The organism is Streptomyces sp. CRN 30, from assembly GCF_034105845.1.
On sequence record NZ_JAVRHI010000318.1, the window covers coordinates 1 to 19315 of the forward strand.

21 protein-coding genes and 2 tRNA genes are annotated in these 19315 nt (G+C 71.4%); 7 read left to right on the forward strand and 16 right to left on the reverse strand.

Features of this window, described 5'->3' with window-relative positions:
• Positions 1 to 536, reverse strand: a 536-nt coding sequence (locus UW392_RS34320; protein ID WP_320779131.1) for a DAK2 domain-containing protein, incomplete at its 3' end; no start/stop codon positions are given.
• A 269-nt stretch (positions 537 to 805) separates the two neighbouring features.
• Here UW392_RS34320 and rpmB point away from each other — a divergent pair.
• Positions 806 to 991: a 50S ribosomal protein L28 gene (rpmB, locus tag UW392_RS34325; RefSeq protein ID WP_003993230.1), complete on the forward strand. Its 186-nt coding sequence runs from the start codon at positions 806 to 808 to the stop codon at positions 989 to 991.
• 97 nt (positions 992 to 1088) lie between these two features.
• Here the strand turns inward: rpmB and thiD are convergent, their stop codons facing one another.
• Positions 1089 to 1916 carry a bifunctional hydroxymethylpyrimidine kinase/phosphomethylpyrimidine kinase gene (gene thiD / locus UW392_RS34330; protein WP_320779113.1) on the reverse strand — a complete coding sequence of 276 codons (828 nt, stop codon included), beginning with the start codon at positions 1914 to 1916 and terminating at the stop codon, positions 1089 to 1091.
• Positions 1913 to 2878: a thiamine-phosphate kinase gene (locus tag UW392_RS34335; protein WP_320779114.1), complete on the reverse strand. Its 966-nt coding sequence runs from the start codon at positions 2876 to 2878 to the stop codon at positions 1913 to 1915. Before UW392_RS34335 ends, thiD begins: the two co-directional genes overlap by 4 nt.
• Positions 2879 to 3085: 207 nt before the next feature.
• Between UW392_RS34335 and UW392_RS34340 the strand changes: the two genes are divergently transcribed.
• Both UW392_RS34340 and UW392_RS34345 read left to right on the forward strand, forming a co-directional pair.
• Positions 3086 to 3319, forward strand: coding sequence for an Lrp/AsnC ligand binding domain-containing protein (locus UW392_RS34340; RefSeq protein ID WP_320779115.1), 234 nt, complete (start codon positions 3086 to 3088; stop codon positions 3317 to 3319).
• Between the two features lie 20 nt (positions 3320 to 3339).
• On the forward strand, positions 3340 to 3822 hold the full coding sequence (locus UW392_RS34345; protein ID WP_320779116.1) for a DUF3515 domain-containing protein: 483 nt from the start codon (positions 3340 to 3342) through the stop codon (positions 3820 to 3822).
• Positions 3823 to 3875: 53 nt separating this feature from the next.
• Here UW392_RS34345 and UW392_RS34350 read toward each other — a convergent pair whose 3' ends face one another.
• The 3 genes from UW392_RS34350 to UW392_RS34360 all read right to left on the reverse strand — a co-directional run bounded on the left by UW392_RS34350 (position 3876) and on the right by UW392_RS34360 (position 6991).
• Entirely contained in the window at positions 3876 to 5039 is a 1164-nt protein-coding gene (locus UW392_RS34350; protein ID WP_320779117.1) for a D-alanine--D-alanine ligase family protein, read from the reverse strand.
• A 102-nt stretch (positions 5040 to 5141) separates the two neighbouring features.
• Complete coding sequence (locus UW392_RS34355) at positions 5142 to 6152, reverse strand: NAD(P)H-dependent glycerol-3-phosphate dehydrogenase (protein WP_320779118.1); 1011 nt, start codon at positions 6150 to 6152, stop codon at positions 5142 to 5144.
• Positions 6149 to 6991 carry a lysophospholipid acyltransferase family protein gene (locus UW392_RS34360; RefSeq protein WP_320779119.1) on the reverse strand — a complete coding sequence of 281 codons (843 nt, stop codon included), beginning with the start codon at positions 6989 to 6991 and terminating at the stop codon, positions 6149 to 6151. Before UW392_RS34360 ends, UW392_RS34355 begins: the two co-directional genes overlap by 4 nt.
• Before the next feature lie 181 nt (positions 6992 to 7172).
• On the opposite strand from UW392_RS34360, the gene cofC reads away from it, so the two are divergent.
• Both cofC and UW392_RS34370 read left to right on the forward strand, forming a co-directional pair.
• Entirely contained in the window at positions 7173 to 7811 is a 639-nt protein-coding gene (gene cofC / locus UW392_RS34365) for a 2-phospho-L-lactate guanylyltransferase (RefSeq protein ID WP_320779120.1), read from the forward strand.
• A 9-nt stretch (positions 7812 to 7820) separates the two neighbouring features.
• Positions 7821 to 8024 (forward strand): hypothetical protein, encoded by a 204-nt coding sequence (locus UW392_RS34370; RefSeq protein WP_320779121.1) that lies wholly within the window; start codon positions 7821 to 7823, stop codon positions 8022 to 8024.
• Positions 8025 to 8152: 128 nt separating this feature from the next.
• Here the strand turns inward: UW392_RS34370 and UW392_RS34375 are convergent, their stop codons facing one another.
• The 4 genes from UW392_RS34375 to leuC form a co-directional block, all read right to left on the reverse strand.
• The gene (locus UW392_RS34375) at positions 8153 to 8878 is read right to left on the reverse strand and encodes an HU family DNA-binding protein (RefSeq protein ID WP_320779122.1); all 726 of its coding nucleotides are present in this window, start codon (positions 8876 to 8878) and stop codon (positions 8153 to 8155) included.
• Between the two features lie 138 nt (positions 8879 to 9016).
• Positions 9017 to 9247: a hypothetical protein gene (locus UW392_RS34380; protein ID WP_320779123.1), complete on the reverse strand. Its 231-nt coding sequence runs from the start codon at positions 9245 to 9247 to the stop codon at positions 9017 to 9019.
• A gap of 299 nt (positions 9248 to 9546) precedes the next feature.
• Positions 9547 to 10140 carry a 3-isopropylmalate dehydratase small subunit gene (leuD, locus tag UW392_RS34385; RefSeq protein ID WP_320779124.1) on the reverse strand — a complete coding sequence of 198 codons (594 nt, stop codon included), beginning with the start codon at positions 10138 to 10140 and terminating at the stop codon, positions 9547 to 9549.
• A 6-nt stretch (positions 10141 to 10146) separates the two neighbouring features.
• Positions 10147 to 11577 (reverse strand): 3-isopropylmalate dehydratase large subunit, encoded by a 1431-nt coding sequence (gene leuC, locus UW392_RS34390; RefSeq protein ID WP_320779125.1) that lies wholly within the window; start codon positions 11575 to 11577, stop codon positions 10147 to 10149.
• Between the two features lie 230 nt (positions 11578 to 11807).
• On the opposite strand from leuC, the gene ndgR reads away from it, so the two are divergent.
• Positions 11808 to 12524: an IclR family transcriptional regulator NdgR gene (ndgR, locus tag UW392_RS34395; RefSeq protein WP_030577649.1), complete on the forward strand. Its 717-nt coding sequence runs from the start codon at positions 11808 to 11810 to the stop codon at positions 12522 to 12524.
• A 152-nt stretch (positions 12525 to 12676) separates the two neighbouring features.
• Here the strand turns inward: ndgR and UW392_RS34400 are convergent.
• The 6 genes from UW392_RS34400 to UW392_RS34425 form a co-directional block, all read right to left on the reverse strand.
• Positions 12677 to 12749, reverse strand: a tRNA-Glu gene (locus tag UW392_RS34400).
• Positions 12750 to 12777: 28 nt separating this feature from the next.
• Positions 12778 to 12849 (reverse strand) — tRNA-Gln (locus UW392_RS34405).
• A 93-nt stretch (positions 12850 to 12942) separates the two neighbouring features.
• Positions 12943 to 13677 (reverse strand): HAD family hydrolase, encoded by a 735-nt coding sequence (locus UW392_RS34410; RefSeq protein ID WP_320779126.1) that lies wholly within the window; start codon positions 13675 to 13677, stop codon positions 12943 to 12945.
• Between the two features lie 102 nt (positions 13678 to 13779).
• Positions 13780 to 15312 carry a glutamate--tRNA ligase gene (gene gltX / locus UW392_RS34415; protein WP_320779127.1) on the reverse strand — a complete coding sequence of 511 codons (1533 nt, stop codon included), beginning with the start codon at positions 15310 to 15312 and terminating at the stop codon, positions 13780 to 13782.
• On the reverse strand, positions 15305 to 16081 hold the full coding sequence (locus tag UW392_RS34420; RefSeq protein WP_320779128.1) for a fumarylacetoacetate hydrolase family protein: 777 nt from the start codon (positions 16079 to 16081) through the stop codon (positions 15305 to 15307). The genes gltX and UW392_RS34420 overlap by 8 nt, the downstream gene beginning before the upstream one ends.
• A gap of 217 nt (positions 16082 to 16298) precedes the next feature.
• Complete coding sequence (locus UW392_RS34425) at positions 16299 to 16487, reverse strand: hypothetical protein (protein ID WP_320779129.1); 189 nt, start codon at positions 16485 to 16487, stop codon at positions 16299 to 16301.
• A gap of 600 nt (positions 16488 to 17087) precedes the next feature.
• Here UW392_RS34425 and UW392_RS34430 point away from each other — a divergent pair.
• A partial coding sequence (locus tag UW392_RS34430; RefSeq protein WP_320779130.1) for a nitrate- and nitrite sensing domain-containing protein occupies positions 17088 to 19315 on the forward strand: 2228 nt, incomplete at its 3' end.

Consider the following 19315-nt stretch of genomic DNA (forward strand, 5'->3'; position numbering starts at 1 on the left):
TCGTAGGCCGCCCGCGCGACCGCGCCGCAGCCGTCACCACCGGTCGCCGCCTCCGCCGCGTCGGCCGCCGCCGAGGCCACCGTGAGCACCGTGCCCTCCACCGGGTGGGCGACCGCCTCGCGCGCGGAGTCCGCCGCGCGCCGCAGGGCCGTCCGCAGGCCCGGTCCGTCGGTGTGAACGTCGTCACCACCGGCCGCCAGCACCTGCGCCATGCCGCGCAGCAGCTGCGCCAGAATCGTCCCCGAATTCCCCCGGGCGCCGATCAGCGCACCGTGCGCCATGGCCCGTACGACGTCGGCGAGGGTGGGTACGGTCGCCCGGCCGTCGGCCGCCTCGTGCCCCGCGAACACCGCCTCGACCGCCGCGACGGCCGACTCCACGGTCAGGTACAGGTTCGTCCCGGTGTCCCCGTCCGCCACCGGGTAGACGTTGATGGCGTCGATCTCCTCGCGCGCGCGGCCGAGCGCCTCCAGCGCGAGCCCGCACCAGGTGCGCACCGCGAGAGCATCGAGGAATGTCTGCGGCACCTGCGGCACCTGCGGCACCTGCGCCTCCTTGAGCTAGCCGGCCCGGACGCAGCGTAGACCCCTGCCAGGTGTCCGCCGGAAGAGGGCCGCGACAGGGCCGTGGGCGAGCTCCGCGCCCACCGTGGTAGTTTCGTTGTACGGAAGCAGTCGTTGTATGCTGCTCCGGTTGCCCGATCCCGATCGGGCCATTCCCCCTGGCAGCGCCACTCAGATCTTCGATCCTGATCCCGGCATGCCGGGATCAACCGTAAGTGCATCTGAAGTCTTTGGAGTGACCCGTGGCTGCCAACTGCGACGTCTGCGGCAAGGGGCCGGGCTTCGGCAACAACATCTCGCACTCGCACCGCCGTACGTCCCGTCGCTGGAACCCGAACATCCAGCGTGTGCGTACCGTGGTCGGCGGGACGCCGAAGCGCGTGAACGCTTGCACCTCGTGCATCAAGGCCGGCAAGGTCTCGCGCTGACGCTGAGCGCGCGGCCACAGCTGGTTTCGCTGTACGGAGCCGGTCCACCCGAGGGTGGGCCGGCTTTCTGGTGTGCCCGGGCGCCGCGCCCCGCGTCCTAGGCGCGGAACCGCCACCCGTGGTCCACCGGCCCGATCCCGCCGCCGAGGGCGAAACCGGCCGTGATGGCTCCCGTCACGTACTCCTTGGCCGCGGTCACCGCCTCCGGCACGCCGTGCCCCCTCGCCAGCCCGCAGGCGATCGCCGAGGCCAGCGTGCAGCCCGTGCCGTGGGTGTGCCGGTTGTCGTGGCGGGGCGCGCGCAGCCAGTGCTCCGCGGAGCCGTCGGTCAGCAGGTCCACGGCGTCACCGGGCAGGTGCCCGCCCTTGATCAGCACCCAGCGCGGGCCGTACTCCAGCACGGCCCGCGCCGCCCGCCGCAGGTCCCCCTCGGACGTGACCCGGACGCCCGTCAGCTGGGCGACCTCGTCCAGGTTCGGCGTGGCCACCGTCGCCACCGGCAGCAGCCGGGTCCGTACGGAGTCCAGCGCGGACGCCGCCAGCAGGGCGTCACCGTGCTTCGAGACGCCCACCGGGTCGACGACGACCGGGGCGTCCGTGCCGGCCAGCAGCCCGGCCACCTCCTCGACCAGCTCGGCCGAGGCGAGCATGCCGGTCTTGACGGCCTGCACCCCGATGTCGTCCACGACACTGCGGTACTGGGCCCGGACCGCCTCCACGGGCAGTTCCCAGGCACCCTGCACACCGAGCGAGTTCTGGGCCGTGACGGCCGTGAGCACGCTCATCCCGTGGGTGCCGAACGCCAGCATCGTCTTCAGGTCCGCCTGGATGCCGGCCCCGCCGCCGGAGTCGGACCCGGCGACCGTCAGGACCCGCGGCGGCGCGGTCGTGCCGCCCGCCGTCACCTGCTGCTCGTCCGCCGTCATGACTCGATGTCCCCGAAGTGGTCCCAGCCGCCCTGTCTCGTCCAGGGCGCCCCGTCGACGGTCACCTGGGGCAGCGCCGAGGGGTTGAGCACCTCGCCGATCACCTTCCAGCGGGCCGGGAGCTTCACGTCCGGCGGGAAGGTCGCCACGATCGCGTGGTCCTCGCCCCCGGTCAGCACCCACTGGATGGGGTCCACGCCGACGGCCTGCCCGATGTCGTGCATCTGGGACGGGATGTCGATCGCGCCCGAGCGGATGTCGATGCGCACCTTGCTGGCCTCGGCGATGTGCCCCAGGTCGGCGATGAGCCCGTCGCTCACGTCGCACATCGCGGTGGCGCCGAGCCCGGCCGCGGCGGGCCCCGCGTGGTACGGCGGCTCGGGGCGCCGGTGGGCCTCCACGAACGCGCGCGGTGAGCGGAACCCGCGCGAGAGCACCGTGTACCCGGCGGCGGACCAGCCGAGCCAGCCGGTGACGGCCACCACGTCGCCGGGCTGGGCACCGGCCCGGGTCACCGGCTCGTGCCCCCGCAGGTCGCCGAGCGCGGTGATCGACACCATGATCGTGTCGCCGCGCACCACGTCACCGCCGACCACGGCCGCACCGGCCACCTGACACTCGTCGCGCAGCCCGTCCATCAGCTCGGTCGGCCAGGTGGCCGGGAGCTCGGTGGGGACGACGAGACCGAGCAGCAGCGCGGTCGGCACGGCGCCCATGGCGGCGATGTCCGCGAGGTTCTGCGCCGCCGCCTTGCGCCCCACGTCGTAGGCGGTGGACCAGTCGCGGCGGAAGTGCCGCCCCTCCAGCAGGATGTCGGTGCTCGCCACGACCCTGCGGTCGGGCGCGGCCACCACGGCGGCGTCGTCGCCGGGGCCGACCCGGACCGCCGGGGTGGTGGTGAGCCGCGCGGTGAGCTCCCTGATGAGCCCGAACTCGCCCAGCTCGCCCACGGTGCCCTTCATCGTCGTACGTCCCCTTCTCTGGCCGCAGCTCCCCGTCGCGGGCCCTCGTGGTCCTCGGTGCCGGCGCGGTCGAGCAGACCGTCACCTTCTGTCCTGCGCCCCTGTGTGTACGCCACGGCCTTCCCGGGTCTCCCCCGGGCGAGCCGCCACGCGATACCGTGGCGTCCCTTCTCCCCACATGATCCTCGTGGCCGCCCTGGAGGTTCCGTGGTACAGGCGTACATCCTGATCCAGACCGAAGTAGGCAAGGCGTCGACCGTAGCCGACACGATCAGCAAGATGCCCGGGGTCGTCCAGGCCGAGGACGTGACGGGTCCCTACGACGTGATCGTGCGCGCACAGGCCGACACCGTCGACGACCTCGGCCGCATGGTGGTCGCGAAGGTCCAGCAAGTGGACGGCATCACCCGCACCCTGACCTGCCCGGTCGTGCACCTCTAGCCCCCGTCTACCCTTGGCCGGTGAACTTCTTCCGTCACCGGCTGACCGGCCTGCCCGCATGGACGCTGCTGCTCGCCGCCGTCGGCTGCTCCGCGGCGGACGGCGGCGTCCCGGTCGCCGTTCCCAGCCCGGGCGCGAAGGCCACCGAGCTGTGCCGGGATCTGGACGAGGCGCTGCCGCGGAAGCTGGACGGCCTCGCGCGGGAGGAGACGGAGCCCCGGTCCGCACTGACGGCGGCCTGGGGAAGCTCGGCGATCATACTGCGCTGCGGGGTGGAGCGGCCCGCCGAGATGCTCGACCCCGCGGCGTCGACGACCGAGGTCAACGGTGTCGCCTGGCTCGCCCGGGAACAGGACGACGGCGGATACGTCTTCACCACGGGCCTGCGGCAGGCGTACGTCGAGGTGCGGTTCAGCGCGGAGCAGGCCGCGAAGGGCGCCGGACCGCTCGTCGACTTCGCCGAGCCGGTCAAGGAGACCATCCCGGAGGGGATCGCCGACTGAGAGCGGCCCGGCACGGGGCGCCGTGCCGGGCCGGACGGGCGGGCGGGCAGCGCTCAGCGCAGGCCCCTGGACCTCCGCAGGGCCGCCTGGATCAGGCGGTCCACCAGCTCCGGGTACGGGACGCCGCTCGCCTGCCACATCTGCGGGTACATGGAGATCGGGGTGAACCCGGGCATCGTGTTGATCTCGTTGATCACGAACTCGCCGTCCTCGGTGAGGAAGAAGTCCGCGCGGACCAGGCCCTCGCAGGAGGCGGCCTCGAAGGCGTCGACGGCGAGCCGCCGGACCTCGGCGGTCTCCTCCTCGGTCAGCGGGGCGGGGACGAGGCCGGGGGTCGAGTCGATGTACTTGGCGTCGAAGTCGTAGTAGGCGTGGGCGTCCGGCGGCGGGATCTCCGCGGGAACGCTCGCGCGCGGGCCGTCCTCGAACTCCAGCACCCCGCACTCGATCTCGCGTCCGCGCAGCGCCGCCTCGACGATGACCTTCGGGTCGTGGCGGCGGGCCTCCTCGATCGCCTCGTCCAGGCCGGCGAGGGCGTCGACCTTGGTGATGCCGATCGAGGACCCCGCGCGCGCGGGCTTCACGAACAGCGGCCAGCCGTGCTCGTCCGCGAACCGGACGATCCCCTCGCGGGCGGCGGCCCGGTCCCGCTCCCACTCGCGGGGCCTGATCACCAGGTACGGGCCGACCTTCAGCCCGAACGAGGTGAACACCCGCTTCATGTACTCCTTGTCCTGGCCGACGGCCGAGGCGAGGACGCCCGAACCGACGTACGGGACCCCGGAGAGCTCCAGCAGGCCCTGCAGCGTGCCGTCCTCGCCGTACGGGCCGTGCAGCACGGGGAAGACGACGTCGACCTCGCCGAGCGCCTTGGGGACCGAACCGGGTTCGCTGTAGACGACCTCGCGGCTGGCCGGGTCGACCGGGAGAACCACCCCGCCCTCCCCGAACCCGGCCTCGGTGAGCTCCTCGACCTTCGGCAGGCGCCGGCCGTCGATCGCCATCCGTTCCGGTTCGTCCGCCGTGAGCGCCCAGCGGCCCTCCTGGGTGATGCCGATCGGCAGGACGTCGTACTTCTCCCGGTCGAGGGCGCCGAGGACGGCACCGGCGGTGACCACGGAGATGACGTGTTCGGAACTGCGGCCGCCGAAGACGACAGCCACGCGCGGCTTGCGGGGCTGCTGGTCAGGGCTCTGGGGGAGGTTCTCGGTGCTCATATCGCGTTGAGAGTACCCCGTGGTAAGGGGGTAGTCAGCGCCCCATCCGGCCGGTCCGCCGCGCGTCCGCGGGCGGGCCGACCGGGCGGGCCGGAGCGGCGGTCAGCGCCGTTCCGGCTTGGCGCTGCGCGACATCAGTTCCTTCAGCGCGACGACGGGCTGCTTGCCCTCGTGGACGATGTCGAAGACCGTCTCCGTGATGGGCATGTCGACGCCGAACCGCCGGGCCAAGTCCCGCACCGACTCGCAGGACTTGACGCCCTCGGCGGTCTGCCGGGTGACCGCGATGGTCTCCTCCAGGGTCATGCCCTTGCCGAGGTTGGTGCCGAAGGTGTGGTTGCGGGAGAGCGGCGAGGAGCAGGTCGCCACCAGGTCGCCGAGGCCCGCGAGCCCGGAGAAGGTCAGCGGGTCGGCGCCCATCGCGAGGCCGAGCCGGGTGGTCTCGGCGAGGCCGCGGGTGATGAGCGAGCCCTTGGCGTTGTCGCCGAGGCCCATGCCGTCCGCGATGCCGACGGCGAGGCCGATGACGTTCTTGACGGCGCCGCCGAGCTCGCAGCCGACCACGTCGGTGTTGGTGTAGGGGCGGAAGTACGACGTGTGGCAGGCGGCCTGGAGCCGCTGGGCGACGCTCTCGTCGGCGCAGGCCACGACGGCGGCGGCGGGCCTGCGGGAGGCGATCTCACGGGCCAGGTTGGGGCCGGTGACCACGGCGACGCGGTCCTGGCCGACCTTGGCGACGTCCTCGATCACCTCGCTCATCCGCATGGCGGAGCCGAGTTCGACGCCCTTCATCAGCGACACCAGCACGGTGTCCGCGGCGAGCAGCGGCGCCCACTCGGCGAGGTTGCCGCGCAGGGTCTGCGAGGGGACGGCGAGGACGGTGAGGGCGGCGCCGTCGGCGGCCTCCGCGGGGTCCGTGGTCGCCCGCAGGCCGCGCGGGAGCTCGACCCCGGGCAGGTAGTCGGGATTGGTCCGGGTGGAGTTGACCGCTTCGGCCAGGTCGGCCCGCCGCGCCCACAGGGTGACGTCGCACCCCGCGTCGGCGAGCACCATGCCGAAGGCCGTACCCCATGAACCGGTGCCGAAGACGGCCGCCTTGACCGGCTTGCTCACGCGCCCTGCCCCTTTCCCTGTGCCTGCGGGCCCCTGCCCGGCTCGGCCGGCCCGGTGGCGGTCCGTCCGCCGTGGATGTGGTGCCCGTCCCCGCCGTTCCGCTCCGCCTCGGCGGCCCGGCGCCGCTGCTCGATGCGGACCTGCTTCGGGTCGTACGGCGTCGCGGGTGCCTTCTCGCCGCGGACGGTCTCCAGCTGCGCGGTGATGGCGGCCATGATGACCTCGGTCGCCTCCTTCAGCAGCTCGGGGCTCATCTCCTTGCCGTAGAAGCGCGAGAGGTCCACCGGCGGGCCCGCGAGCACGTGGTGCGTCTTGCGCGGGAACAGACTGGGCTTGCTGGCGTACGGCGGCAGCAGCAGGTTGGCGCCCCACTGGGCCACCGGGATCACCGGGCACCGGGTCTGCAGGGCGACGCGCGCGGCGCCCGTCTTGCCGGTCATCGGCCACCCGTCGGGGTCGCGGGTGAGGGTGCCCTCGGGATAGAACGCCACGCACTCGCCGCGCTCCACCGCGTCGATCGCGGCCCGGAAGGCGCTCAGCGCGTCGGTGCTCTCGCGGTAGACGGGAATCTGCCCGGTGCCGCGCATCGCGGCGCCGACGAATCCCTTCCCGAACAGTCCGCTCTTCGCCAGGAATCGCGGGACGCGTCCGGTGTTGTACTGGAAATGCGCGTACCCGAGGGGGTCCGCGTGGGAATTGTGGTTCACCACGGTGATGAATCCGCCGTCGGCCGGAATATTCTCCATTCCGCGCCAGTCCCGCTTGAGCAGCACCACCAGCGGCGGTTTGCAGAGGACCGCTGCGAAGCGATACCAGAAGCCGATTCTGCGGCGGGGCACGCGGACACCTTCCTCTAGGAACCTGGGCCGGCGACCCCGGGAGCCGCACAAGTGTGGCCCCGGGCCGACGGTCTGTCGAGGACACCGTACGCCCCGGTGGACGAACCGCCAGGGTGCCCAGGTCACGTCGCGGCGGGGTGTCCGGGTCACAATGGCGGCGACAAGGAGGGACGGAACGCTCGTGCGATGGACCCTGGTCGTGCCCCTGAAGCCCTTGGCGCTGGCCAAGAGCAGGCTCTCGGCGGCGGCCGGCGACGGGCTGCGCCCCGGTCTGGCCCTCGCCTTCGCCCAGGACACGGTGGCGGCCGCGCTCGCCTGTACGGCGGTGCGGGATGTGGCGGTCGTCACGGACGACGCGCTGGCTGGCCGGGAGCTGTCCCGGCTCGGGGCCCGGATCGTCGCGGACAGTCCGCGCGCGGGTCTGAACGCCGCGCTGGCGCACGGTGCCTCGGTCGTACGCGCCGAACGGCCGGCGAGTGCCGTCGCCGCCCTGAACGCCGATCTGCCGGCACTGCGCCCGAGGGAATTGGCGCGGGTTCTCGAGCGGGCCGCGGAATTCCCGCGCGCATTTCTCCCGGACGCCGCGGCCGTCGGCACGACGCTGCTGGCCTCGGCCGGCGGTGTGGAATTGCGGCCGGTGTTCGGCACGGATTCCCGGACGCGCCACCGCGACTCGGGCGCGGTGGAACTGGCGCTCGACGCGGTGGACTCCGTGCGCCGGGACGTGGACACCGGCGAGGACCTGCGGGCGGCGCTGGCGCTGGGTGTGGGCCCGCGCACGGCGGCGGTGGCCGCGCGGCTGCTGATACCGGAACAGTAGGCTGCGGCCATGCAGGCGACCGCGTACACGTACGACCCCGAGACCCGCAGCGGTCAGGTGCTGCTCGACGACGGCACCCCGATGCCCTTCGACGCGCCGGCCTTCGACGCGGGCGGGCTGCGGCTGCTGCGGCCCGGGCAGCGGGTGCGCATCGAGACGACGGGCGCCGAGGGGGCCCGCCGGATCACCCTGGTCACGCTGCAGACGTTCTGATCAGCACGGACCTTCTGGACGGGGTGGGCGTTCCGCATGGCGTGGGCGCCACGCCCGGCGCCGGACACGCCGCGGGCCGGGCTCCCCGAGGAGTCCGGCCCGGCGCGTGAGTAACCCTGTGCCCCTGCTTACTTGCTGCGGGCGGCGGTCTTCTTTGCGGTGGCCTTGCGCGCCGTCGTCTTCTTCGCGGCGGGAGCCTTCTTCGCGGTGGCCTTCTTCGCCGGGGCCTTCTTGGCCGCGGTCGCCGTCGTGGTCGTCGCCTTCTTCGCCGGCGTCGTCTTCTTCGCCGTGGTCTTCTTCGTCGCGGCGGCCGCCGCCGTCGTCGTCTTCGCCGGCGCGGCCTTCTTCGCCGTGGCCTTCTTCGCCGGGGCAGCCGTCGCCGCCGCCGTCTTCTTCGCGGGCGTCGCCTTCTTCGCGGCCGCGGCGGTCGTCTTCTTGGCGGCCGTGGTCTTCTTGGCCGCGGTCTGCTTGGCGGTGGTCTTCTTGGCGGCGGCCTTCTTGACCGTCGCGGAAGCGCCGCCGCTCAGGCTGCCCTTGGGCGCCTTCTTGACGGACACCTCGCCGCCCTTGGGGAGCTTCTTCGAACCGCCCACCAGGTCCTTGAAGCCCTGGCCCGCGCGGAAGCGGGGCACGGAGGTCTTCTTGACCCGCACACGCTCACCGGTCTGCGGATTGCGCGCGTACCGGGCGGGGCGGTCGACCTTCTCGAACGACCCGAAACCGGTGACCGAGACCCGCTGTCCGGCGACGACCGCGCGGACGATGGCGTCCAGAACGGCGTCCACCGCGTCGGCGGCCTGCTGGCGCCCGCCGAGCTTGTCCGCAATCGCTTCTACGAGCTGCGCCTTGTTCACGTCTTCCCCTTCGGAGACATCGCCAGAACGAAAGTGTTCAAGCTTTTTCGCACGTTAGGCAGATATATACCGCAAATCAAACACGAAACGGGCTAATCACCCTTGTGCCGCAACGGACTCGAACCGTCGCGGAGTTCCTCAGCGGTCCTCACCGGGGATTCGCCCCTCGTCCAGGTCCGTCATGAAGCTCTCCAGACGCCTTGCCGCACCGGCGAGATCGTGTTTGGCCGCGGCCGTAATGACCAGCAGCTTCCGGGTCAGCGCCATCCGTACGCCCTCCGGGACTTGCGATGAGCGCACTCGCGAGTGCGCTTCCTTGAGTCGGTCCGCGACCGCCGCATAGAGCTCGAGTTGGCCGTCGTGTTCCATGCACAGATTGTGCCATCTGGGGCGAGTTGTCGCCTGCGCAGGGGGCAACTGCCGCCTCCCAGGGGTCTCTCCAACACCTCGGTGAACAAAGGAACCAGAAGTCGATTACCCCGGCAATCACTCGTGTAACCAGGGCAGTTGACGGGTCCACCGGTCGCCTCCGCACCGTTTCCGGGGGCAGACACGGCTGTACCCCCAACCGTCCACGATTGGGGGTACAGGGGGGTCTGCGGTGGCTGGAAATCATCCATGTGCCGCAGCCGCCGGGTTCTTTTTCCCGGCCCGGCGCCGGGCCTCGGTCAGACCGGGAGCGTCCTCGGCTTGTACGAGGGCCGCTTGGCCTCGTAGGCGGCGATGTCGTCCTCGTTCCGGAGCGTGATGGAGATGTCGTCGAGGCCGTTCAGCAGCCGCCAGCGGGAGTTCTCGTCCAGCTCGAAGGAGGCGGTGACGCCCTCGGCGCGCACCTCCCGGTTCTCCAGGTCGACCGTCACCTCGGTCTGCGGGTCCCGCTCGACCAGCTCCCACAGGGCGTCCACGGTCTTCTGCTCCAGGACGACCGTGAGCAGGCCGTTCTTGAGCGAGTTGCCCCGGAAGATGTCCGCGAACCGGGAGGAGACGACGGCCTTGAAGCCGTAGTTCTGCAGCGCCCAGACGGCGTGCTCGCGGGAGGAGCCGGTGCCGAAGTCGGGCCCGGCGACGAGCACCGAGGCACCCTGCCGCTCGGGGCGGTTGAGCACGAACTCGGGGTCCTTGCGCCAGGCCTCGAACAGCCCGTCCTCGAAGCCGTCCCTGGTCACCTTCTTGAGCCAGTGGGCGGGGATGATCTGGTCGGTGTCGACGTTGCTGCGGCGCAGCGGGACGGCCCGGCCGGTGTGCGTGGTGAATGCTTCCATGACTGATCAGACTCCAGCGGGCGCGGGGACGTCGGCGTCGGCGAGGTCGGCCGGGGAGGCCAGATGGCCCAGTACGGCGGTGGCGGCGGCGACCTGCGGGGAGACCAGGTGGGTGCGGCCGCCCTTGCCCTGCCGCCCCTCGAAGTTGCGGTTGGAGGTGGACGCGGAGCGCTCACCGGGGGCCAGCTGGTCGGGGTTCATGCCCAGGCACATGGAGCAGCCCGCGTGCCGCCATTCGGCGCCGGCCTCCTTGAAGACCACGTCCAGGCCCTCCTCGACGGCCTGCAGACCGACCCGCGCGGAGCCGGGGACGACCAGCATGCGTACCCCTTCGGCGACTTTGCGGTCGCTGAGGATCGAGGCGGCGGCGCGCAGGTCCTCGATGCGGCCGTTGGTGCAGGAGCCCACGAAGACGGTGTCCACGGCGATGGACCGCAGCGGCTGCCCGGCCGCCAACCCCATGTACTCCAGCGCCTTTTCGGCGGCGAAGCGCTCCGAGGCGTCCTCGTAGAGGGCCGGGTCGGGGACCGCGGCCGAAAGCGGCGCGCCCTGGCCCGGGTTGGTGCCCCAGGTGACGAACGGCGACAGTTCGGCCGCGTCGATGACGACCTCGGCGTCGAAGACCGCGTCCTCGTCCGTGCGCAGCGTCTTCCAGTACGCGACCGCCGCGTCCCAGTCGGCGCCCTCGGGGGCGTGCGGGCGGCCCTGGAGGTAGGCGAAGGTGGTCTCGTCGGGGGCGATCATGCCCGCGCGGGCGCCGGCCTCGATCGACATGTTGCAGATGGTCATCCGGGCCTCCATCGAGAGCTTCTCGATGGCGGAGCCGCGGTACTCCAGGATGTAGCCCTGGCCGCCGCCGGTGCCGATCCGCGCGATGATCGCCAGGATCAGGTCCTTGGCGGTCACGCCCTCGGGCAGCTCGCCGTCGACGGTGATGGCCATGGTCTTCGGGCGGGCCAGCGGCAGCGTCTGGGTGGCCAGCACGTGCTCGACCTGCGAGGTGCCGATGCCGAACGCCAGCGCGCCGAAGGCACCGTGCGTGGAGGTGTGGGAGTCGCCGCAGACCACCGTCGTGCCGGGCTGCGTCAGGCCCAGCTGGGGGCCGACCACGTGCACGACGCCCTGCTCGACGTCGCCGAGCGGGTGCAGGCGCACCCCGAACTCGGCGCAGTTCCTGCGCAGCGTCTCCAGCTGGGCGCGGGAGACCGGGTCGGCGATGGGCTTGTCGATGTCGAGGGTCGGGGTGTTGTGGTCCTCGGTGGCGATGGTGAGGTCGAGCCGGCGCACCGTGCGGCCGCCCTTGCGCAGTCCGTCGAAGGCCTGGGGGCTGGTCACCTCGTGCAGGAGGTGCAGATCGATGAAGAGGAGGTCGGGCTCGCCCTCGGCGCGCCGGACGACGTGGTCGTCCCAGACCTTCTCCGCGAGTGTCCTACCCATCGCTTTCCCTCCGGCCGGCCTGTCGGCGCCGGCCCAACTAGAGATTCGGGTGCGGCGGCGCCCGTGTTCCCCACGTCGGGGGCCGACCTTCTCGTTCGGTCCGGCCGTCCGTTCTCCGGGCGTGTGCCGCCGGGCCCGCTCGGTCACCGGGCCGCTGTGACTCTCAAGGGTGGCGTGTTCCACCGAAAATTGAACTTGCGTTTCACAGAGTGAGACGTGAGTATCGTTGCATGGACAACAGTAGCGGCGTCGGCGTTCTGGACAAGGCAGCCCTTGTCCTGAGCGCTCTGGAGTCCGGTCCGGCCACCCTCGCGGGCCTGGTCGGCGCCACCGGACTGGCACGACCCACGGCCCACCGGCTGGCCGTGGCGCTGGAGCACCACCGCATGGTGGCGCGCGACATGCAGGGCCGTTTCATCCTCGGCCCGCGGCTGGCCGAGCTGGCCGCGGCGGCGGGTGAGGACCGGCTGCTCGCCACGGCGGGCCCGGTGCTGACCCACCTCCGCGACGTGACGGGCGAGAGCGCGCAGCTCTACCGCCGCCAGGGCGACATGCGCATCTGCGTCGCCGCGGCGGAGCGCCTGTCGGGCCTGCGGGACACGGTCCCGGTCGGCTCGACGCTGACGATGAAGGCGGGCTCGTCCGCGCAGATCCTGATGGCCTGGGAGGAGCCCGAGCGGCTGCACCGCGGTCTCCAGGGGGCCCGCTTCACGGCGACGGCCCTGTCGGGCGTACGGCGCCGGGGCTGGGCCCAGTCCATCGGCGAGCGCGAGCCGGGTGTCGCCTCGGTCTCCGCACCGGTGCGCGGCCCCTCCAACCGCGTGGTGGCCGCCGTCTCGGTCTCCGGTCCCATCGAGCGCCTGACCCGCCACCCGGGCCGGATGCACGCCCAGGCGGTCATCGACGCCGCGGCCCGCCTCTCGGAGGCCCTGCGCCGCACCGGCTGACGCCGGCCGCACCCGCACGTCACCCGCACACCTCGGGGGACGGGCCCGCCCCAACGCCGCGGCGGCCCCTTCCCCGCACGTCCACTGCCCGCGTACGGCTGTCCCGGGGGAAAAGCGAAGGACCCTCCCGCGAGGGAGGGTCCTTCCATGTGTACCCCCGACCGGATTCGAACCGGCGCTACCGCCTTGAGAGGGCGGCGTGCTAGGCCGCTACACAACGGGGGCGTGGATCTTACGTTTCCGCAGATCCGAGCTGGTCTACCTGGACTCGAACCAAGACTAACTGAACCAGAATCAGTCGTGCTGCCAATTACACCATAGGCCACTGGAACGCAAGCCCCGAGGGGATCTTGTTCTAGTTTCACGCTGTCGGTTCGTCCGGCCTTTCGGCCCGCTCCCCGGCGGCGCAGAAAGAACATTACCCGAAGGAGGTCGGGGCTCCAAAACGGGTATCCGCGCCAAGGATCGCCGGGAGTTCGGCCAGGGAGGCGATCCGCCGGGGTCCGGCGGGCGGCACGTCCGGCGCGTACACGCCCGTGCGGTCGATCCAGACCGACAGCAGCCCGGCCTCGGCGGCGCCCCGTCCGTCGATGTCCGGGTGGTCCCCGACGTACGCGACCTGGTGCGGAGGCAGCGCGAGCGCCTCGCAGGCGGCGTGGAAGGCCTGGGGGTCCGGCTTGGAGACGCCGATGTCCGCCGCGCACAGGACGGCCTCGAAGCGGTCGCGGAGGCCGAGGACGCGCAGCTTGCGGTCCTGGACGAGGAGGCTGCTGTTGGACAGCACGGCGTGCCGGTGGCTGCCGGCGAGGGCCTCCAGGACGGGCAGGACGTCCGGGAAGAGGGCCCAGGCCCCCTCGTAGTGCCCGATGTACCGCTGGAACCAGGCGTCGGCCTCCGCGTCGGTCAGGGCCGGCTCGCCGAGGAAGATCCGGACCCGGTCGCGCCGCTGCCCCTCGAAGGTGGTCTCGCGCGCCGCGAACCGCGCCCACTGTTCCTCGGTGATCCGCCGCCAGCGCGCGAGGGCCTCGTCCACGGTGCCGTACCCGTCGAGCAGGCCCTCGGCGGTCAGGTGACCGCGCATGCCGGTGCGGTCGGCGGTCGTGTAGTCGAAGAGGGTGTCGTCGACGTCCCAGAGCACGGCCCGTATGTCCATGATCCGACGGTAACGCGGGGAGCGGGGACTGTCCGGTGATCATCGACGGGCTTGCGTGAAGGGGGGCGGCCGGTGCGGCCGCCCCCCTTCACGCGCGCGTGCTCACGCGGTCAGCTTCACCAGGGCCGCGTCGACGCGGGCCAGCGACTTCTCCTTGCCCAGGATCTGCAGGGACTCGAAGAGCGGCAGGCCGACGGTGCGGCCGGTGACCGCCACGCGGACCGGGGCCTGGGCCTTGCCGAGCTTCAGCCCGTGGGCCTCGCCCGCCGCGAGGACGGCCTCCTTCAGGGACTCCGGGGAGTTCCAGTCGGCCGCGTCCAGCTTCTCGCGGGCCGTACGGAGGAGGGCGTCGGACCCCTCCTTCATGGCCTTGGTCCAGGACGCCTCGTCGAAGACCGGCTCCGGCAGGAACAGGAAGTCGACGTTGTCCGTGATCTCGGAGAGGACCTTGAGGCGGGACTGCGCGTGCGGGGCGATCTCCTGCCACTTGGCCTCGTCGAAGTCCTCCGGCGCCCAGGGGGCGGACGGGGCCTTCAGCCAGGGGGCGCAGCGCTCGGCGAAGTCCTTCGCGTCGAGCATGCGGATGTGGTCGGCGTTGATCGCCTCGGCCTTCTTCAGGTCGAAGCGGGCCGGGTTCGGATTGACGTCGGCCACGTCGAAGGCCGCGACCATCTCCTCGATCGTGAAGACGTCGCGGTCCGCGGAGAGCGACCAGCCCAGCAGCGAGAGGTAGTTGAGCAGGCCCTCGGGCAGGAAGCCGCGCTCGCGGTACAGGTTCAGCGACGACTGCGGGTCGCGCTTGGAGAGCTTCTTGTTGCCCTCGCCCATCACGTACGGCAGGTGGCCGAAGGCGGGGATCGCCTTGGCGACGCCCAGCTCGATCAGCGCCTTGTAGAGGGCGATCTGCCGCGGGGTGGAGGAGAGCAGGTCCTCGCCGCGCAGGACGTGGGTGATCTCCATCAGGGCGTCGTCGACCGGGTTGACGAGCGTGTAGAGGGGAGCGCCGTTCGCGCGGACGATGCCGTAGTCCGGGACGTTCTCCGGGGTGTACGTGATCTCGCCGCGGACCAGGTCCGTGAAGGTGATCGTCTCGTCGGGCATCCGGAAGCGGACGATCGGCTCGCGGCCCTCCGCCTCGTACCGCGCGACCTGCTCGGCGCCCAGCTCGCGGCAGTGACCGTCGTAACCGGACGGCTTGCCGGCGGCGCGGGCGGCGTCGCGGCGCTCCTCCAACTCGGCGGTGGTGCAGTAGCAGCGGTAGGCGTGGCCGGCGTCCAGGAGCCTGGCGGCGACGTCCTTGTAGATGTCCATGCGCTGCGACTGGCGGTACGGGGCGTGCGGGCCGCCGGTCTCGGGGCCCTCCTGCCAGTCGAAGCCCAGCCAGCGCATCGAGTCCAGGAGCTGCTGGTACGACTCCTCGGAGTCGCGGGCCGCGTCGGTGTCCTCGATGCGGAAGACGAGCGTGCCCTGGTGGTGCCGGGCGAAGGCCCAGTTGAACAGGGCGGTGCGGACCAGGCCCACGTGGGGGTTGCCGGTCGGCGAGGGACAGAAACGGACGCGTGGGGGTACCCCCTGCTCGAGCGGAGCCGAGAGCTTGGGGGAGGGAACGTCGGGTGCGTCGGATGCGCTAGCCACGCTTGACTACCTTGTTGGTGAGAGTGCCGATGCCTTCGATGGTGACGGCGACCTCGTCGCCGACAGCCAGGGGGCCGACCCCCGCGGGGGTGCCCGTGAGGACCACGTCGCCGGGGAGCAGCGTCATGGCCTCGGTGATGTTGACGATGAGGTCCTCGATGGAGTGCGTCATCTCGCTGGTGCGGCCCAGCTGGCGCTGTGCGCCGTTGACCGTGCACTGGATGGTGAGGTCGCTCGCGTCCAGCTCCGTCTCCACCCAGGGGCCGAGCGGGCAGGACGTGTCGAAGCCCTTGGCCCGCGCCCACTGCTTCTCGCGCTTCTGGACGTCGCGCGCGGTGACGTCGTTGGCGCAGGTGTAGCCGAGGATGACGTCCTTGACGCGCTCGCGCGGGACCTCGCGGCACATGCGGCCGATGACCACGGCCAGCTCGGCCTCGTAGTGGACCTCCTCGGAGAAGGCCGGGTACTGGATGTCGTCGCCGGGGCCGATCACCGACGTGGAGGGCTTGAAGAAGGCGAACGGGGCGTCGGGCACCTCGTTGCCGAGCTCCTTGGCGTGGTCGGCGTAGTTGCGGCCGAAGGCCACGACCTTGTTCGGGAGCACGGGCGGCAGCAGCCGGACCTTGCTGAGCGGGACCTTCGTGCCCGAGAGCTCGTACTCCGCGAAGGGGATGCCCTTGATGATGTCGAGCACGAGTTCGTCGGGCCTGTCGCCCTCGACCGCGCCGAACGCGACGTTCCCGTCGATGGAGAATCTGGCAATGCGCACGGGTTCCCTGCGCCCCTCACTTGAGCCGGCTGGAGTCTGACGGTCCAGGCTAACGCGGCCGGGGGCGGCAGCCCCGCGTATATCGGCGCGGCCGGCCGGGCCGTACGACAACGGCCGGAAGCGGCTGCCCGGACACGACGAAGGGCGCCCTCGACGTCCTGGGTGACGTCAGGGGCGCCCATCGGGTTCGTGCGCCGTCGTGCGCGGTCCGTCCGGCCTACTCGGCGACGGAGCTCTGGACCGGGACCTCCATCAGAACGGTCCGCCGGGGGTTGGCGGTCCGGGAGGGGAGGTCGACGGAGTGCTCCTGCTGGTGTGCCGTCGCCAGTTCGCCGGCGTCGGTGAGGTGGGCCAGCGTCGTGCGCCGCGGGTTGGCTATGTTCTGGAACAACGTAGTCGTCTTCACTGCTGTACGTGACCTCGTGGGTGCGGGCGCCGGGCGGGCTCACGGGCCGACCGGAAGGCGCAGGTTGTCGGTTTCCCCATCCCTGTAAAGCGTCAGGCTAAACATCGGATTCCCGGGACATGACGTGAAGACATCATGATCACCGTGTGAGTTTCCTCACTCATGAGTGAGCATTCCGGTCAATTGGGGCGGGCGACTCCCCTTGGCGAAACGGACATTGTTCAACTGAAGCGAGCATTCCGCTCCTGATCATGGCGACTGGGACACGCAATATTCCCTGTGGCCTCGTAGGTATACGCCCGTTATGCGGTGGATCACCTTCCACACCTGGTGACGTGGGCTGCACGTCGTGTCACGATGACCACCTGGTACCCCATTGGCCTTGTTGGAGATCCTGCACTGTGCTGGAATCTCACGGACCGCCGCGGGGAACAGCCGGCGCGCAGGGGGCGCAACGCAGCGTCGCGAAGCGGCGGGGAGGGGAAACCAGCGCCGGTCACTCACGACCACCACGGGTGGCGCATTCAGGGCGCCCCCGCCACGCCGACACCGTCTCGCCGTTCAAGCGGAGGGACGCCTGGTCCAGAGGTTGCGACGCTAGTGCAGGGACGTTTCAAGAGGGATGGCAGTGCTTCGGCGGACCCGGAGCCGCACGGCGGGACTGGCCCCATGGCTGTCAGCTCCTCGCCCCAGCACGCCCAGCCCCCGGGCACGGTCGAGGCGGGCGACAGCGACGAGCAGCCCGGCGGGTCCGGGACGACGGCTCCGTCCGCGAAGTCGAAGAGCGGTCCGGGCGGTCCCGGCTCACGCCTGGCCCTGCGCAACTGGCGCATCTCCACGCGCCTGGTGTCGCTGCTCGCGCTCCCGGTGGTCGCCGCGACCTCGCTCGGCGGACTGCGCATCAGCGAGAGCGTCGAGGACATCCAGCAGCTGGAGAACATGCGGCTGCTGACCGAGATGACCAAGCAGGCGACGGAGCTCGCCGCCGCGCTGCAGCAGGAACGCGACCTCTCGGCCGGTCCGCTGGCTCACGGTGCGACCGCCGGCGACTTCACCGTCAAGGGCGTCCGCGACAAGACGGACACGGCGCGCAGCCAGTTCCTCAAGGGCACCGGGGAGATCGACGACGCGGAGACGAGCGGTCGGCTCGTCGGTGTCCGCGACAGCCTCGTCGGCATCGCGACCGAGCTGAACCAGCTCAACAACATCCGCAGCAACGCCTACAAGGACGGCGACAACGCCACCCTCACCGTCGAGGCGTACCACCGGCTGATCAACCAGCTGCTGAACCTCTCCCAGGACATGGCGGAGGCCACCAGCAACCCGGACATGATCGCCAAGACGCGCGCGCTCGCGGCCTTCTCCTCCGCCAAGGAGTACGCCTCGGTGCAGCGCGCGGTCATCGCGGCGGCGCTGCCCGCGAACAACACCACGGCCGGCGAGCTCTCCGAGAGTGACCGGCAGTACGGTCTCTCGGCGCTCACCAGTGAGAACTCCGAGCTCGACAGCTTCGGCACCATCTACGGCCGGGACTCCGCCGAAGAGCTCATGAAGCCGATCGGCGACGGCAACCCGACCATCAAGACGTACGACGAGTACGCGGACCGGGTACTGAAGACCGAGAACGGTCTGGACTCGCAGGCCAAGCGCTCGTACAGGGACTGGGTCGACAACTACTCGGTCAAGCTCGACCAGATGAAGAACATCGAGGGCACGCTCCTCGACGAGATGGAGCAGACCGCCCGTCAGCTGCGCAGCGAGTCCGAGCGCGACGCGATCCTCTCCGGTGCGCTGATCCTGCTGGTCCTCGGCATCTCGCTGGTCGGCGCCTTCGTCGTGGCCCGCTCCATGATCCGCTCGCTGCGCCGGCTGCAGGACACCGCGACCAAGGTCGCCCAGGACCGGCTGCCCGAGCTGGTCAAGCAGCTCTCCGAGACGGACCCGCAGGACGTCGACACCTCCGTGGAGTCGGTCGGTCTGCACTCCCGGGACGAGATCGGCCAGGTGGCCGCGGCCTTCGACGACGTGCACCGCGAGGCGGTCCGCCTCGCCGCCGAGCAGGCCCTGCTGCGGGGCAACGTCAACGCGATGTTCACCAACCTCTCGCGCCGCTCCCAGGGCCTGATCCAGCGTCAGCTGTCGCTGATCTCCGAACTGGAGTCCCGCGAGGCCGACCCGGACCAGCTCTCCTCGCTGTTCAAGCTGGACCACCTCGCGACCCGTATGCGCCGGAACGGCGAGAACCTCCTCGTCCTCGCCGGTGAGGAGCCCGGCCGCCGCTGGACCCGCCCGGTCCCGCTGGTCGACGTGCTCCGCGCCGCCGCCTCCGAGGTGGAGCAGTACGAGCGGATCGAGCTGTCCTCGGTGCCGGCCACCGAGGTCGCGGGCCGCGTCGTCAACGACCTCGTGCACCTCCTCGCCGAGCTGCTGGAGAACGCCACCTCGTTCTCCTCCCCGCAGACCAAGGTCAAGGTCACCGGTCACGCCCTGCCCGACGGCCGGGTGCTGATCGAGATCCACGACACCGGCATCGGCCTCTCCCCCGAGGACCTCGCTGCGATCAACGAGCGGCTCGCCGCTCCGCCCACCGTGGACGTCTCCGTCTCCCGCCGCATGGGCCTCTTCGTGGTCGGCCGCCTCTCGCAGCGCCACGGCATCCGCATCCAGCTGCGCCCGTCGGACTCCGGCGGTACGACCGCGCTGGTCATGCTGCCCGTCGACGTCGCCCAGGGCGGCCGCAAGCCCGTACCGGGCCAGGGCGGTCAGGGCGGTCCCACCGGTGGACCGGCCGCCGCGCAGGCCGCGGCCGGTGCCGCCGCCGCGCGCCG